The sequence below is a fragment of the Mesorhizobium sp. M0998 genome (assembly GCF_040318885.1).
Taxonomy (GTDB): Bacteria; Pseudomonadota; Alphaproteobacteria; order Rhizobiales; family Rhizobiaceae; genus Mesorhizobium.
Genome location: NZ_JAMYND010000007.1, coordinates 197,161 through 210,641 on the forward strand (window position 1 = coordinate 197,161; position 13,481 = coordinate 210,641).

At 60.0% G+C, this 13,481-nt stretch carries 15 protein-coding genes; 5 read left to right on the forward strand and 10 right to left on the reverse strand.

The window, feature by feature from the left end; translation table 11 throughout:
- The first annotated feature begins 113 nt into the window (after nucleotides 1-113).
- The 5 genes from tig (at nucleotide 114) to NKH59_RS09720 (ending at nucleotide 5,046) form a co-directional block, all read left to right on the forward strand.
- Nucleotides 114-1,589: a trigger factor gene (gene tig / locus NKH59_RS09700; protein WP_352539768.1), complete on the forward strand. Its 1,476-nt coding sequence runs from the start codon at nucleotides 114-116 to the stop codon at nucleotides 1,587-1,589.
- 160 nt (nucleotides 1,590-1,749) lie between these two features.
- The gene (locus NKH59_RS09705) at nucleotides 1,750-2,271 is read left to right on the forward strand and encodes a hypothetical protein (RefSeq protein WP_353021631.1); all 522 of its coding nucleotides are present in this window, start codon (nucleotides 1,750-1,752) and stop codon (nucleotides 2,269-2,271) included.
- A gap of 212 nt (nucleotides 2,272-2,483) precedes the next feature.
- Complete coding sequence (locus NKH59_RS09710; RefSeq protein WP_502899547.1) at nucleotides 2,484-2,837, forward strand: c-type cytochrome; 354 nt, start codon at nucleotides 2,484-2,486, stop codon at nucleotides 2,835-2,837.
- A 147-nt stretch (nucleotides 2,838-2,984) separates the two neighbouring features.
- Nucleotides 2,985-3,917 carry a heme o synthase gene (locus tag NKH59_RS09715; protein ID WP_352470441.1) on the forward strand — a complete coding sequence of 311 codons (933 nt, stop codon included), beginning with the start codon at nucleotides 2,985-2,987 and terminating at the stop codon, nucleotides 3,915-3,917.
- Between the two features lie 316 nt (nucleotides 3,918-4,233).
- Nucleotides 4,234-5,046 (forward strand): DUF2189 domain-containing protein, encoded by an 813-nt coding sequence (locus NKH59_RS09720; protein ID WP_352539752.1) that lies wholly within the window; start codon nucleotides 4,234-4,236, stop codon nucleotides 5,044-5,046.
- 64 nt (nucleotides 5,047-5,110) lie between these two features.
- On the opposite strand, the gene NKH59_RS09725 is transcribed toward NKH59_RS09720, so the two are convergent.
- The 10 genes from NKH59_RS09725 to NKH59_RS09770 all read right to left on the reverse strand — a co-directional run bounded on the left by NKH59_RS09725 (nucleotide 5,111) and on the right by NKH59_RS09770 (nucleotide 12,882).
- On the reverse strand, nucleotides 5,111-5,584 hold the full coding sequence (locus NKH59_RS09725; RefSeq protein ID WP_352470443.1) for an aminoacyl-tRNA deacylase: 474 nt from the start codon (nucleotides 5,582-5,584) through the stop codon (nucleotides 5,111-5,113).
- 144 nt (nucleotides 5,585-5,728) lie between these two features.
- Entirely contained in the window at nucleotides 5,729-6,133 is a 405-nt protein-coding gene (locus NKH59_RS09730; protein ID WP_352470444.1) for a cytochrome C oxidase subunit IV family protein, read from the reverse strand.
- 10 nt (nucleotides 6,134-6,143) lie between these two features.
- The gene (locus tag NKH59_RS09735; protein WP_023678903.1) at nucleotides 6,144-6,866 is read right to left on the reverse strand and encodes a heme-copper oxidase subunit III family protein; all 723 of its coding nucleotides are present in this window, start codon (nucleotides 6,864-6,866) and stop codon (nucleotides 6,144-6,146) included.
- 13 nt (nucleotides 6,867-6,879) lie between these two features.
- Entirely contained in the window at nucleotides 6,880-7,584 is a 705-nt protein-coding gene (locus NKH59_RS09740; RefSeq protein ID WP_353021634.1) for a cytochrome c oxidase subunit 3, read from the reverse strand.
- Entirely contained in the window at nucleotides 7,581-9,350 is a 1,770-nt protein-coding gene (gene ctaD, locus NKH59_RS09745) for a cytochrome c oxidase subunit I (RefSeq protein WP_352470447.1), read from the reverse strand. Before ctaD ends, NKH59_RS09740 begins: the two co-directional genes overlap by 4 nt.
- 91 nt (nucleotides 9,351-9,441) lie before the next feature.
- Nucleotides 9,442-10,257: a cytochrome c oxidase subunit II gene (gene coxB / locus NKH59_RS09750; protein WP_352500857.1), complete on the reverse strand. Its 816-nt coding sequence runs from the start codon at nucleotides 10,255-10,257 to the stop codon at nucleotides 9,442-9,444.
- 59 nt (nucleotides 10,258-10,316) lie between these two features.
- Nucleotides 10,317-10,505, reverse strand: a complete 189-nt coding sequence (locus tag NKH59_RS09755) for a hypothetical protein (protein WP_352539754.1) — start codon at nucleotides 10,503-10,505, stop codon at nucleotides 10,317-10,319.
- Nucleotides 10,506-10,598: 93 nt separating this feature from the next.
- Nucleotides 10,599-11,945 carry a PQQ-dependent sugar dehydrogenase gene (locus tag NKH59_RS09760; RefSeq protein WP_352539755.1) on the reverse strand — a complete coding sequence of 449 codons (1,347 nt, stop codon included), beginning with the start codon at nucleotides 11,943-11,945 and terminating at the stop codon, nucleotides 10,599-10,601.
- Nucleotides 11,945-12,394 (reverse strand): DUF2231 domain-containing protein, encoded by a 450-nt coding sequence (locus NKH59_RS09765; protein WP_353021636.1) that lies wholly within the window; start codon nucleotides 12,392-12,394, stop codon nucleotides 11,945-11,947. The genes NKH59_RS09760 and NKH59_RS09765 overlap by 1 nt, the downstream gene beginning before the upstream one ends.
- A 131-nt stretch (nucleotides 12,395-12,525) precedes the next feature.
- Nucleotides 12,526-12,882 (reverse strand): SPW repeat protein, encoded by a 357-nt coding sequence (locus NKH59_RS09770; protein ID WP_352451366.1) that lies wholly within the window; start codon nucleotides 12,880-12,882, stop codon nucleotides 12,526-12,528.
- Between the last annotated feature and the right edge of the window lie 599 nt (nucleotides 12,883-13,481).

The window sequence follows — 13,481 nt, forward strand, 5'->3', positions numbered from 1 at the left end:
CGGACAGATCGCCAAGTCCCGCACCAAAAGCCATTCCCGGCAAGATCATACCGGCAGGCTGTAAACGGCAGGGGCCGTTTGACGGCCTCATTGGTGGAAACAAAGGTTTTATGATGCAGGTCACCGAAACGCTCAACTCCGGTCTCAAGCGCGAGATCAAGATCACCGTGCCGGCCGGTGACATGGAAGCCAAGCTGATGGCGCGGCTCTCCGATGCCAGGAACAAGGTCCGCATCAACGGCTTCCGCCCCGGCAAGGTGCCGGTGCAGCATCTGCGCAAGGTCTACGGCAAGTCGTTCATGGCCGAAGTGGTCAACGAGATCCTCAATGATTCGACCCGTTCGATCATCACCGGGCGCGGCGAAAAGGCCGCCATGCAGCCCGAAGTGATCATGACCGAGGACGAGAAGGAAGCCGAGAAGATCCTGGCAGGCGGTGCCGATTTCGAGTTCCGTCTGAACTATGAGGTTATTCCGCCGATCGAGATCAAGGATTTCTCCGACATCAAGGTGACGCGCCAGGTGTTCGACGTGCCGGATGAAGAGATCGACGAGCAGGTCAAGCGTGTCGCTGAATCCGCCCGCACTTACGAGCCGAAGACCGGCAAGGCCGCCGAGGGCGACCGTGTGACCATCGATTATGTCGGCAAGATCGACGGCGAAGCCTTCGGCGGCGGCGCCGGCACCGATCAGCCGCTGGTGCTCGGCTCGAAGGAATTCATCCCCGGCTTCGAGGACCAGCTGGTCGGCAGCAAGGCCGGCGACGAGAAGCAGGTCACGGTTACCTTCCCGGAAAACTACCAGGGGGCGCATCTGGCCGGCAAGGAAGCCACTTTTGACGTGACGGTCAAGGAAGTGTCGAAGCCCGGCGCGCTTGAGATCAACGACGAGATGGCCAAAAATCTCGGCCTTGAATCGCTGGAGCGCCTGCGCGAGGTGGTGCGCGGTCAGATCGAGAACCAGTTCGGCTCGATAACGCGCCAGAAAGTCAAGCGGCAGTTGCTCGACCAGCTCGACGCTGCCTACTCGTTCGAGGCGCCGTCCAAGCTAGTCGAGGCCGAGTTCAATAACATCTGGAACCAGGTCAATCGCGATCTCGAAGCTGCCGGGCGCACCTTTGCCGACGAAGAGACGACTGAAGAAGAAGCGCGTGCAGAATATATGCGGCTTGCCGAGCGCCGTGTGCGTCTCGGTCTGGTTCTCGCCGAAATCGGCGAGAAGGCCGGCGTCACGGTGACGGACGAGGAATTGCAGCGCGGCCTGTTCGAGCAGGTGCGTCGCTATCCGGCCAACCAGCAGCAGGAGGCCTTCGAATTCTATCGCAACAATCCCGAAGCGCTGAACACGTTGCGCGCGCCGATGTTCGAAGAGAAGGTGGTCGACCATCTGCTCGGCCAGATTTCGGTCACCGACGTCAAGGTCAGCAAGGAAGAGCTGCTGGCCGACGAGGAGGATACGGATACAACCAAGGCCAAGCCGGCGAAGAAGGCGGCTGCGAAAAAAGCGGACACCAAGAGGGCCGACGACGACGCTGAAGAGCCGAAGAAAAAGGCCGCGCCGAAGAAGAAGGCCGCCAAGGACGCTGAATAACGTCCCTGCTGAATTCCGAAAGGCCGCCTTCTCGAGGCGGCCTTTTTCGTTGTGGCACAGACGCAACGGATTTCACGCATCTGGCGGTCGAGGTAGCGATATGAAGCTTTGATGATTATCTGCGCTGGGTTGCTGACCGCAGCGGTTGTTGGAGGCATCGTTGAGACAGTTCTTCGGTATCGGAAGCGTGGCGGCGGCGTTCCTGCTTGCGTCGGTCTGTGGCATTGCCCAGGCTGATACGGTTCTCGACAACTGGCGGTTCGACAAGAGCAGCGATGGCCTTGTCACCGCCTCGCTTTATGCGACCAACAAGCTCATCACCGGCGGCGGCGCATTGAGCTACAGCCCGGTTTTGACGATCGCGTGCCGGACCGCCGGCGAACCGCGTTGGAGCGAATGGCTGCAGCTGAGCGACACCGTTTCCGCCAGCCGAACCATCGCCATGTCGGTGACTGTCGGCCAATCCGGCAAGCTCAACGAAAGCTGGTCGGTCGGCCCGCGCAGCAGGATGCTGGTCCGCGACGGTGCCGACGGCATCAGGCGACTGATTACCGCGGACCGGCTGCTGCTGTCCTGGCGGTTCGGGCTGCTGTCGGGGCGCGGCAAAGCCGAGTTTGACCTCACCGGAGTTGAAGAGGCGATCGGCCGGATCGCCGCCAGCTGCAACACCAAATTGCCTTGAGCAGATTGTCCGCATTAAACCTTGGCACGGCCGAACTCTATCTGCCGGCCGGGTTCCGTGGTATGTAGGTGCCGCAACCCCGGGCAGTGGATATCCGTTCTGCCATTCAAGAGCGCATGCCAGCGGACTAAATGTCGGCCTGTGCAGGTCAGCCAGGGCAAATTGGCGATCAGGGAGGAAATGCCATGCGTGCCTTTGTGTTTTTTGTCATCATGTCCGTCGCCACCGTCATTGCCGGCCCCTCGCGGGCACAGGATGCCGCGGCGGGTGAGAAGGTCTTCGCCAAATGCAAGGTCTGCCATATCGCGGACAAGGATCAGAACAAGATCGGTCCGTCCTTGAATGGCGTCATCGGCCGAACGGCCGGCACGCATCCAGGGTTCAGCTATTCCAAGGCTATGACCGAGGCCGGCAAATCCGGCGTTAAATGGGACGAAGCCACGCTGACGACCTACCTTCACGATCCCAAGGCGATGGTCAAAGGAACGAAGATGGCATTCCCCGGCCTCAAGAAGGACGAGGACGTCGCCAATGTCATTGCTTATCTGAAGCAATTCTCCAAATAGCCCGGCTCTTCCGCCGGATCTTGGTATAGCAAACAGGTCGAGGCATAGCCTCGGCCGCAATCTGCCGGCAGTGTCGGTGGGGAGGGCGACTCGTTGCAAAAAAGACATTGGCCGGCTAGGCTGCCATTCCCATCGGTGGTCGTCTGAATGTCGACTGAAGAAAGCCGTCTCAAGGATACCGGCATCCGCCTCTCGGAGGCGACGGCGGGTGATTTCTTTGCGCTTTTGAAACCACGCGTCATGGCGCTCGCCGTGTTTACTGCCTTCGTCGGCCTGATGATGGCGCCCGGCGTGATGAATCCAGTTATCGCCTTAATTGCCATCGGCGCAATCGCGGTTGGAGCGGGAGCCGCCGGCGCGCTCAATATGTGGTACGACGCAGACATAGACGCCTTGATGTCTCGCACGTCCAAGCGACCAATTCCGTCCGGTCGCGTCACGCCTGGCGAAGCTCTCAGCTTCGGTCTGGTGCTTTCCGCACTGTCGGTCATGACGCTCGGCGTGCTGGTGGGGTGGCTCGCCGCATCGTTGTTGGCGTTCACCATCTTTTTCTATGTCGTTATCTACACGATGTGGCTGAAGCGCTCGACGCCACAGAATATCGTCATAGGCGGCGCGGCAGGCGCCCTTCCTCCGGTGATCGGGTGGGTTGCTGCAACCGGCGCAATCGGCATTGAAAGTCTCATCCTGTTTCTGATCATTTTCCTCTGGACGCCGCCTCATTTCTGGGCGCTGGCCCTTTTCAAGGTCGGTGACTATGCCGCGGCTGGGGTCCCGATGATGCCGAATGTGGCCGGCCAGCACTCGACCAGAAAACAAATCTTCGCCTATTCACTGCTCTTGGCGCCAATCGGCGTGCTCCCTTGGGGTTTCGGCTTCGCGAGCGGATATTACGGCACTGCTTCAGCCGCGTTGGGTGCAGGTTTCATTTGGCAGGCCTGGAAGGTTCTCGTCGCCGACAAGGAGATGAAGCCGGCAAAGGCGCTGTTTGCGTATTCGATTGTCTATCTTTTCGCAATATTTGCAGCGTTGCTTGCCGACACCATTGTAATGCGAGTGATCGCTTCAGCCGACTATTGACCCCGGCTCAAAATATCACATTGGCAGAGCACAAAATCCCAGCAACAGCAGAATAACGACGCCAAGGCCGAGTATGAGAACTGTCCTTCCGTCCATGACCTTCACCTTCGACTAGAAGAGCATATCGGAGAACGGCGTCCGTAGCTAGTCAGGCTACCCGGGACCTCTTACTCCCGGGCCTTCCTACAAAGCGCGACAAGTCCCCCGCATGAGAGTATATTGATCATGGTGCAGGTCGCGGTTTGCGTGGGCCAATCATGCGGAACGGCAGCACCGTAAAACGCGACCTTACCGGACCTGGTCTGGAGGAATGGTCATGGCAAGCTTTCACGTAATAGCAGGCGCCGGCGAGACGCTGGAACACACCAGAATTCGAAAAATCGGTGTCTCCGATCTTTTTGATGCGCTCAGGCGTGGCGTCGATGATTTCATGGTCAAGCCGTCGCACATCGTTTTTCTCTGCCTGATCTATCCGATTGCGGGTGTCGTGCTTGCTGTCTGGACATCAGGTAACAACACGCTGCCATTGCTGTTTCCGCTTGTGTCCGGCTTTGCACTGATTGGTCCGTTCGCGGCGATCGGCCTCTATGAGATCAGCCGGCGACGGGAAGCCGGGCTCGACGCCTCGTGGAGGCACGCCTTTGAGGTCAGGAGTTCTCCAGCACTGCCGGCTATTGCAGCGGTCGGCGTCATGCTGCTTGCGATCTTCATCGCCTGGCTTTTGACGGCCCAGATATTCTACCAGACCCTGTTCGGCCCGGCGCCGCCGCAATCGCTGTCCAGTTTCATCAGTGAAATATTTGCCACGGGACGCGGCTGGACGCTCATCATCCTGGGTCACGCCATCGGCTTCGTGTTCGCCGCGGTTGTGTTGTGCACCACGGTCGTCGCATTCCCGTTGTTGCTCGACCGCGATGTCGGCGCCTACGAAGCCATCCACACCTCGGTGCGCGTTGTCCTGGCCAACCCGATCGTGATGGCCGTGTGGGGCCTTATCGTCGCCGTCGCCCTGATCGTCGGCTCGCTGCCAGTGTTCGCCGGGTTGGCAGTCGTGCTGCCGATCCTTGGTCATGCGACCTGGCATGTCTATCGGAAAGTTGTGGAATCGCCGCCGGCCTCCAGACCGTGAGCTGAAAAAACCAGCCCTGCGCGCACCGGTGAAAGTGCCGGTGCGGGCAGGTGGGGCAGAGCTTTCAATAGGCCGGGTGGCTGAAACGGGCCTGGCGCGCGTCCTTTGTCAGGTCGCGAAAATCTCTGCCGCTCACATGCACCAGCGTCCTATGATCACCGCCCTCGAAATAGATTTCGGGAGCGTCGCCGAGGCTTTCATCGAGGACCACTGGCACATCATAGGCAGCGCCGATCGGTGGCACAGCGCCGACATCGCAATCGCCGAACAACGAGACCACCTCGTCTTCGGAGGCAAGTCCAAGAGGCTTCTCCATGACATCCTGCAATGTCGCGAGTTCTATCCTGTGCGTGCTTGGAACCACGGCGAGCGCGTAGCCACGGTCGTGGTGAACGACCACCGATTTGGCCATTATGCTGCCAGGCACATGTGCCGCAATGGCGGATTGTCTGCTTGTCGCCGTGCGGTGATGCTCGACGGTGTCGTAGGAAATTCCTTTCCTATCGATGAAGTCCTTCAGTCTGGTTGCGATGGTCATCTTGGGCGCCCCTTGCTGGTGTTCGCGACGCATGTGGAAACGCCGGCATCGCCTGTCGTTTCCGATACCAACAGAAATGGACCAGCCGTGGATTGTTTCAAGGCGAAGGCTCCAGGACCGGACGGCCCGGATCCGGATTGCATGTCAGGGCCCGGCCCCGAAAAACGCCATTCGGGTGAGAAGCGTGTAGTCCGCTTCGAAGACCATCATCGTCACGAACACCAGAACCAGCACCGGCGGCAGAATAATTGCATATGCCAGTGCCAGCCGTTCCCAGGCCATGTGCATGAAGATGGCGACGATCAGTCCTGCCTTGAGGATCATGAAGATCAGGATCAGCGACCATCTGAGATAGCCGTGGAGACCGAAATAGTCGACCAGATAGGAGCAGGTGCTGAGGATGAACAACCACGCCCAGACCACCAGATAGAGCTTGATCGGGTGCTCCTGATGAACCTCCGCCGGGGTAACGCCGGTCGTCGTCGCATCATGGGTACGGGCGCTGTCCAGTGCGTGTTGTCCCAGGCCGTTTGCGGTTGCTTCAGCCATGTCCTGCCTCTCACCAAAGATAGAAAAATGCGAAAATGAACACCCAGACCAGGTCGACGAAATGCCAGTAAAGCCCCATGATTTCGACGTTCTCGTAGCGGCCCCTTCGGCTGGTGAAGAAGCCGGGCCGTCCGACATCGTAATCCCCGCGCCAGACCTTTCGCGCCACGATGATCAGGAAGATCACCCCGATCGTCACGTGCGTGCCGTGGAAGCCGGTGATCATGAAAAAGGATGCGCCGAACTGGGCAGCGCCCCAGGGATTGCCCCAAGGCCGCACGCCCTCGGTGATCAGCTTGGTCCATTCGAAGGCCTGCATGCCGACAAAGGTCGCGCCGAGTGCTGCGGTCAAGAGCATCAGCACTGCCGTTTTGCGGCGGTCGCGGCGGTAGCCGAAATTGACCGCCATGGCCATCGTTCCGCTGCTCGAGATCAGCACGAAGGTCATGATGGCGATAAGGATCAGTGGAATGTCGGAGCCACCGATGCGCAGGGCGAAGACCTCGCTCGGATTGGGCCACGGCACACGTGTTGAGATACGCGCGGTCATGTAGGAGAGCAGGAAGCAGCCGAAGATGAACGTGTCGCTGAGCAGGAAGATCCACATCATGGCCTTGCCCCAGGACACGTTTTTGAACGCCCGCTGATCCGAGGACCAGTCGGCGGCGATGCCTTGCCAGCCTGCGGGCCGCGGCTCTGTTCGGCCGATGTGGGCCAGTGTCGTCTCTGCCATCCGCCCGTTCCTCCTAGGTCAGCAACCCTCGGCAAATGTAGATTAAAGTCGAAGCCCAGCCGGCCAGAAGCGCAAAGATGGCGAGCCAGACGAAAAGCAGGAAATGCCAGTACATGGCGCACAGCTCGACACTGAGGCGAAGCCGCTGCGGCTGCGCTCCGTTCCAGGCGCCGACGCTCGTTCTGCCCAGCCCGACCAGTCCTCCCAGTATATGCAGGCCATGCATTCCCGTTAGCAGGTAGAAGAAGCTGTTGGCCGGATTGGATGCCAGAAAATAGCCATCCGCACTCAGTTCCCGCCATGCCACAAGCTGTCCAATCAGGAAGACGAGCGCCGTGAGTCCAGCGGTGGCGAGGCCGAGCCTGACCATGTCCACTTGACCCTTGCGCGCCGCGAGCGAAGCGCACTGTATCGCGATGCTGCTCAAGACCAGTACGCCGGTGTTAAGCCAGAGCAGGGGCGGGATGGGCAGCGGCCGCCAATCCGACAGCGCCATGCGCATGAAGTAAGCACTGGTGAACAGCGCGAACAGGCAGCCGACGACGGCAAGGAAGACGCCGAGACCGATCTTTGCGGTCGGCAGCGCCGATCGGTCCAGAGCGACAAAATCCCCGGTCATACCTTGCTCGAGCCACGGCTTCGTCATTAGCCGCTGATGGGAAAGCCACCACCCGGCAATACCGGCGATCACGAGCAGGAAGACCAGGATTACGCTCATGCCGGCTCCCTGGAGGGCGCGAAGGAGCCCGGAACGTTTTGCGGTATGAAGTCCTCCTTGGCTCCCGGTACGCTGTAGTCATAGGCCCAGCGATAGACGATCGGCAGATCCTTGCCGAAATTGCCGTGGGCGGGCGGTGTTTCGGGCGTCTGCCACTCGAGCGTCGTTGCCCGCCACGGATTGCCGCCAGCCTCACGGCCATGGCGGATGCTCCAGATGAGATTGAACAGAAACACAATCTGAGCAAAACCGACTATAAAAGCCATGATGCTGATAAACGAGTTCAGGTGGTGGGCCGATTCCGTCATGATCGTCATGTCGGTCAATTCGTTGTACCGCCGCGGCACGCCCATCAAGCCGAGATAGTGCATGGGAAAGAAGATCAGATAGGCGCCGAGGAAGGTGACCCAGAAATGGAACCGGCCCAGTGTCTCGTTCAGCATCCGGCCGGTGACCTTCGGATACCAGTGATAGATCGCGCCGAAGATTACGATGATCGGGGCAACCCCCATGACCATATGGAAATGGGCGACGACGAACATCGTGTCCGACAGCGGAACGTCGACGACGACATTGCCAAGAAATAGCCCAGTCAACCCGCCATTGACGAAGGTGACGATGAAGGCCAAGGCAAAAAGCATCGGTATGGTGAGGTGGATGTCGCCGCGCCACAGCGTCAGCACCCAATTGTAGACCTTGATGGCTGTTGGGACAGCGATGATCAATGTCGTTGTGGCGAAGAAAAAGCCGAAATAGGGATGCATGCCACTGACATACATGTGGTGCGCCCAGACCACGAAGCTCAGCGCGCCGATGCCGACGATGGCCCAGACCATCATGCGGTAGCCGAAGATGTTCTTGCGCGCATGGGTGCTGATCAGGTCGGATACGATGCCGAAGGCCGGAAGCGCCACGATGTAGACTTCCGGATGGCCGAAGAACCAGAACAGATGCTGGAACAGGATCGGGCTGCCGCCGCCGTGCTGCAACTGTTCGCCCATCTCGACAATCGCCGGCATGAAGAAGCTGGTGCCGAGCGCCCGGTCGAGCAGCATCATCACGCAAGCAACGAACAGCGCCGGGAAGGCGAGCAGCGCCATGACGGTGGCGGTGAAAATACCCCAGACAGTAAGCGGAAGGCGCATCAGCGTCATGCCGCGCGTGCGCCCCTGCAGCACCGTCACGACATAGTTCAAGCCGCCCATGGTAAAGCCGACGATGAACAGGATCAGCGAGACAAGCATCAGGATGATGCCCCAGTCCTGGCCGCCTGGCGTACCGGTCATGATCGCCTGCGGCGGATAGAGCGTCCAGCCGGCACCCGTCGGTCCGCCGGGCGCAAAGAAGCTCGACACCAGGACCAGCACGGCGAGCAGATAGATCCAGTAGCTCAGCATGTTGACATAGGGAAAGACCATGTCGCGAGCACCAACCATCAACGGGATCAGATAGTTGCCGAAGCCGCCCAGGAAGAGTGCCGTGAGCAGGTAGATCACCATGATCATGCCGTGCATGGTGATGAACTGGTAGTAGGCTTCCGGGGTGATGAAGTCGAATGTGCCGGGGAAGCCGAGTTGCAGCCGCATCAGCCAGGATAGCACCAGCGCGACCATGCCGATCGCTGTCGCCGTCGCCGAATACTGGATGGCGATGACCTTGGCGTCCTGCGAGAAAACGTATTTCGTCCACCAGCTGTGCGGATGGTAGAGTTCCATTTCCGCGACTTCGGCCGGCGGTACCGCATCTGCAGGTGTGATATCGACCATAGGAACACCTCCGTGCCCTTCTCGGCCAGCCCGACAGTTCGGACTTGCCGCATTAACTTCAATCCCGACGGCGGGCCGTCGTTCCGGTTTCCTACTCTGCCGAGCCCATCTGCTGGGGCGCGGACAGCTGCGCAAAAGTCTGCTGCTGGCCAAGCCACGCCAGATAGTCTTCCTGAGTATCGACCATGACCACGCCATGCATCATCGGATGTCCCTGGCCGCAGAGTTCGGCACACAGGACCTGGAAGGTTCCGGTCTTGGTCGGAGTGAACCAGAAATAGGTGACCGAGCCCGGGATCATGTCCATCTTGGCGCGGAATTCCGGCACGTAGAAATCGTGCAGCACATCGATCGAGCGGAGCAGCATCTTGACCGGTTTGCCTACCGGGAGGTGCAGGTCGGCCGCTTCCACTACGACATCGTCCTGACCGTTGGCATCGGTGGCGATGACGCCGAGTGGATTTTCAGCGTTGACGTCGCGAGTGTCGGATGTGCCGAGCTTGCCGTCCTTGCCGGGGAGGCGGAAACTCCATTGCCACTGCTGGCCGACGACTTCGACCTCGGTTGCGTCGCTTGGAACGGTAACGAACCGGCTCCAGACGAACAGGCCTGGAACGAGCAAAGCGGTGACACCGACCGCGGTGACGACCGTCAGCCAGGATTCGAGCCGCCTGTTCTCAGGTTCGTATGCCGCCTGATTGCCTTCCCGATGACGGAAGCGGAAGACGCAATAGGCCATGAAAAGAACCACGGCGGCGAAGACGACACCGGTGATCCAGAAAGTTATGATGATGGTGTTGTCGATATAGTCCCAGTTCGAGGCAATCGGCGTCCACCACCATGGGCTCAGGAAGTGGAACAACACCGAGCCCACGACTATCAGAACGAGTACAAGCGCAACGGCCATGTCCCGGTTCCTCCCGGTATTCCAAGCGGCGCAAGCCGTCCCGGGAAATACCAAGTGCATCATAACTTGATTTGCGATGAAAATTCTAGAGCCGGCTGTGGGAAGGGCAAAAATACCATTTCGCCGCGCTGGCGGTCCTTCGGTTCGGCGGTGATCAGCGGCAGGCCCTCATCTATTTCCAGCTCACCCGCCCGATGCGGCCACGCGGCAAACATCGTCAGCGTGGAGTAGCCGGCAATGGCGGGCACGCCGAATGCGCCTAGCAGAACCACCGGAACGGCGATCGTCGGGGATCCCTCCACCTGCTCGACCGACAGCTCGACGAAGAGAGTGGAGCCACTTTATTGGCCGGCAGATGTCACCCGCCAAACTGTGTTGCCGACGTCGTCGGCGATGAGCAGGGCCCCGGTTTTGTCGACAGCCAGGCCGACCGGCCGGCCGCGCGCCTTGTTGTCCTTGTCCAGGAAGTCAGTCACCACGTCGGTAGCGACGCCGCTCGGACGGCCGCCGCTGAATGGTACGAACACTACCTTGTAGCCATTGAAGCGCGTGCGGTTCCAGCTGCCATGCTCGCCAACGAAGGCGCCGCCGCGATATGCCTCGGGAAGGCTGGTTGCCGTATAGAAGGCCAGTCCCAGAGGGGCGACGTGGGAACTCAGTGCATAATCCGGAACGATCGCTTTTGCGACCAGGTCCGGACGTTGCGGCATGACGCGGGGATCGAGATGCTGGCCGTAATAGCTGTATGGCCATCCGTAGAAGCCGCCATCCTTTACCGAGGTCAGATAATCCGGCACGAGATTGGGGCCGAGCTCGTCGCGCTCATTGATCACTGCCCAGAGCGCCCCGGTCTGCGGCTCCCAGCTCAGGCCGTTTGGATTGCGCAAACCGCTGGCGAAAATGCGCGACCGGCCGGTGGCCCTGTCTACCTGCCAGATGGCGGCGCGGTTCTTCTCCGCCTCGATGCCGTTTTCGGCGACGTTGCTGTTCGAGCCGATGCCGACATAGAGCAGCGAGCCGTCGGGGCTTGCCACCAGGCTCTTCGTCCAATGGTGGTCGATCGGGCCGCCGGGCAGGGCGGTTAGCGGCGTCCCGGGCGCGGTGATCTTTGTGTCACCGGTGTTGTAGGGATAGCGGACGATGGAGTCGGTATTGGCGACGTAGAGATCGCTTCCCACCAGCGCCACGCCAAAGGGGGAGCTCAGGTGGTCGAGGAATACGCTGGTCAGCTCCGGCTTGCCATCGCCATCGGCGTCGCGCAGCAGCGTAATGCGGTTGCTTGGGCCGCTGTCGCCGCCCGAGGTGACCCAGGATTCGATCCAGCCCATCACCAAATCCTTGGGCCGTTTGATCGGTTCGCCACCCGGCGCCTTGGACTCGACCACCAGCACGTCGCCATTGGGCAGCACATAAAGCGACCGCGGATGCTGCAAGCCGTGGGCAAAAACCTGGATCTGCAGCCCCTGCGCGACTGTCGGCTTCTCGTCGCTCTTCCATCCGACCACGGAAGCGAGATGCATGGCCGGGAAGAAATATTGGATCGGGTCCGGCAGTTTTGGATTCGGCCCTATCTGACTGCTGGGGTCCGGGTCGTTGCCGCTGCACGCTGCAAGAGTGATCGCCGCAGTGCAAACGAGGACGGACACCGCGATGCGCCTGGCATGACCGATGGAGCTTGCTATGCGCATCAATCCGCCACTCCGACGTGATGCCTGTACACCATGGACCAGCCCAGCCAACCAGTGAAGATGAGGACGAGCACGACAACCGCCGAGAGGATCAAGCCTGTAGGAACGATGGAGGTCCATGCATCGCGGGTGTGCACGAGCATGTTGATGATGGATAACGCCAGCGCCAGAAGATTGCCGAGCACGTGCGGCGAGGCGGGGGGCTGTGCCCTTATCAGCGGATTGGCCAGGAAATCGATCAGCCCCGCGATCGCTGCTAGGCAGCCCATGATCACGCCGACGGTAACCAGCCAAGCGGAGAAGTCAGCCCACATCATCTCCGCTGTTCGCCAATAGGCTAGATCCGTCAGCAGGGTGCCGACGAAGCAGGCGATCGGAAATGGCACGAGCATCGGATGAATAGGATGTCCCGCAATCCTGGCCGTCGAACGCGGATTGCCACCGACCATAATGCGCCATCCTTCCTATTCTCGTCCAAACAAACGCCGCGTGCCCGGCCTCCGGCGGCTGTTGCCGAGAGACCGGCAGACGACCGATAGATCCGTCAGGCCCAAAAAAGGGCGCTGGCTGGCTGCGCCTGTTAGGCGGCGGACTGGGTCGGCGGGTTCTGATACATCATCCAGAGCTCGATCGCCGCCAGCACGGCGACCAGAATGCCGATCACGACATGCACGGTCATCGCCGTGGTCGCCTGGAATCCAAGCACCCAGGGCGATGCGAGAACCCACAGTCCGACGACCAGGTTCACCCACTCTTCCCACACGGCAAATGCTGCGAGGGCGGCAACCGAAAGCACGACAATCAAGATTCCGCTGCCGAGGGCGTTCTGCGTCTGCGGGCCTGCCGCAAAGGTGAAGATCCAGGGGGAGAAGAACAGAATTGCCCCAAGGATCAGGTTGGCTACGTCACAGAGCCTGGCGTTTGTCCACTGGTTCATGGCATCCTCCATAAGGAGCGTTTATGGCTCCTGAGTTCGGCAAGGTGGTGCCTGAGTTCGGCGAGATGCGCCCGAAGCCGCTCACTCCGTGTCACGGTAGTGCCCTGCCCGGCTGGAATTCCGCATCTGGCGGTACTCCAGCCAAATCCAGCTATCTAACTGAATTCCGGGCTTTATGTTCCATTCGGCACCGGCACGCCTGGATCAATTGGTGGTGATCGAGCGATCCAAAGCTGCCTGTCAGGGGCGGCGGGGCGGCGGCGCGTAGCTCATTCTGTCTTTTTATCGAGCCGGTGAAACATTTCTCGTGGATCGCAGTTCTTGGATGCAGAGGAGTTGAATAAGGGAAACCTGATTGCACGGGAGGAGCACGGACGGCACAACTATAAATACACTCTGCATAGAATACTTCGCAACGAGAAGCTCTCGCTTGTCTTGGTTGCCGCCGAAGCTTGTTTGAAAGACGGCGGTCGCCGCCGAAAAGATTTTCTAAATGAAAATAGCCCAGATCGCGCCGCTAACCGAATCCGTGCCGCCCCGAACCTACGGTGGAACCGAGCGAATTGTTTCGTATCTGACCGAAGAACTTGTCCGACAGG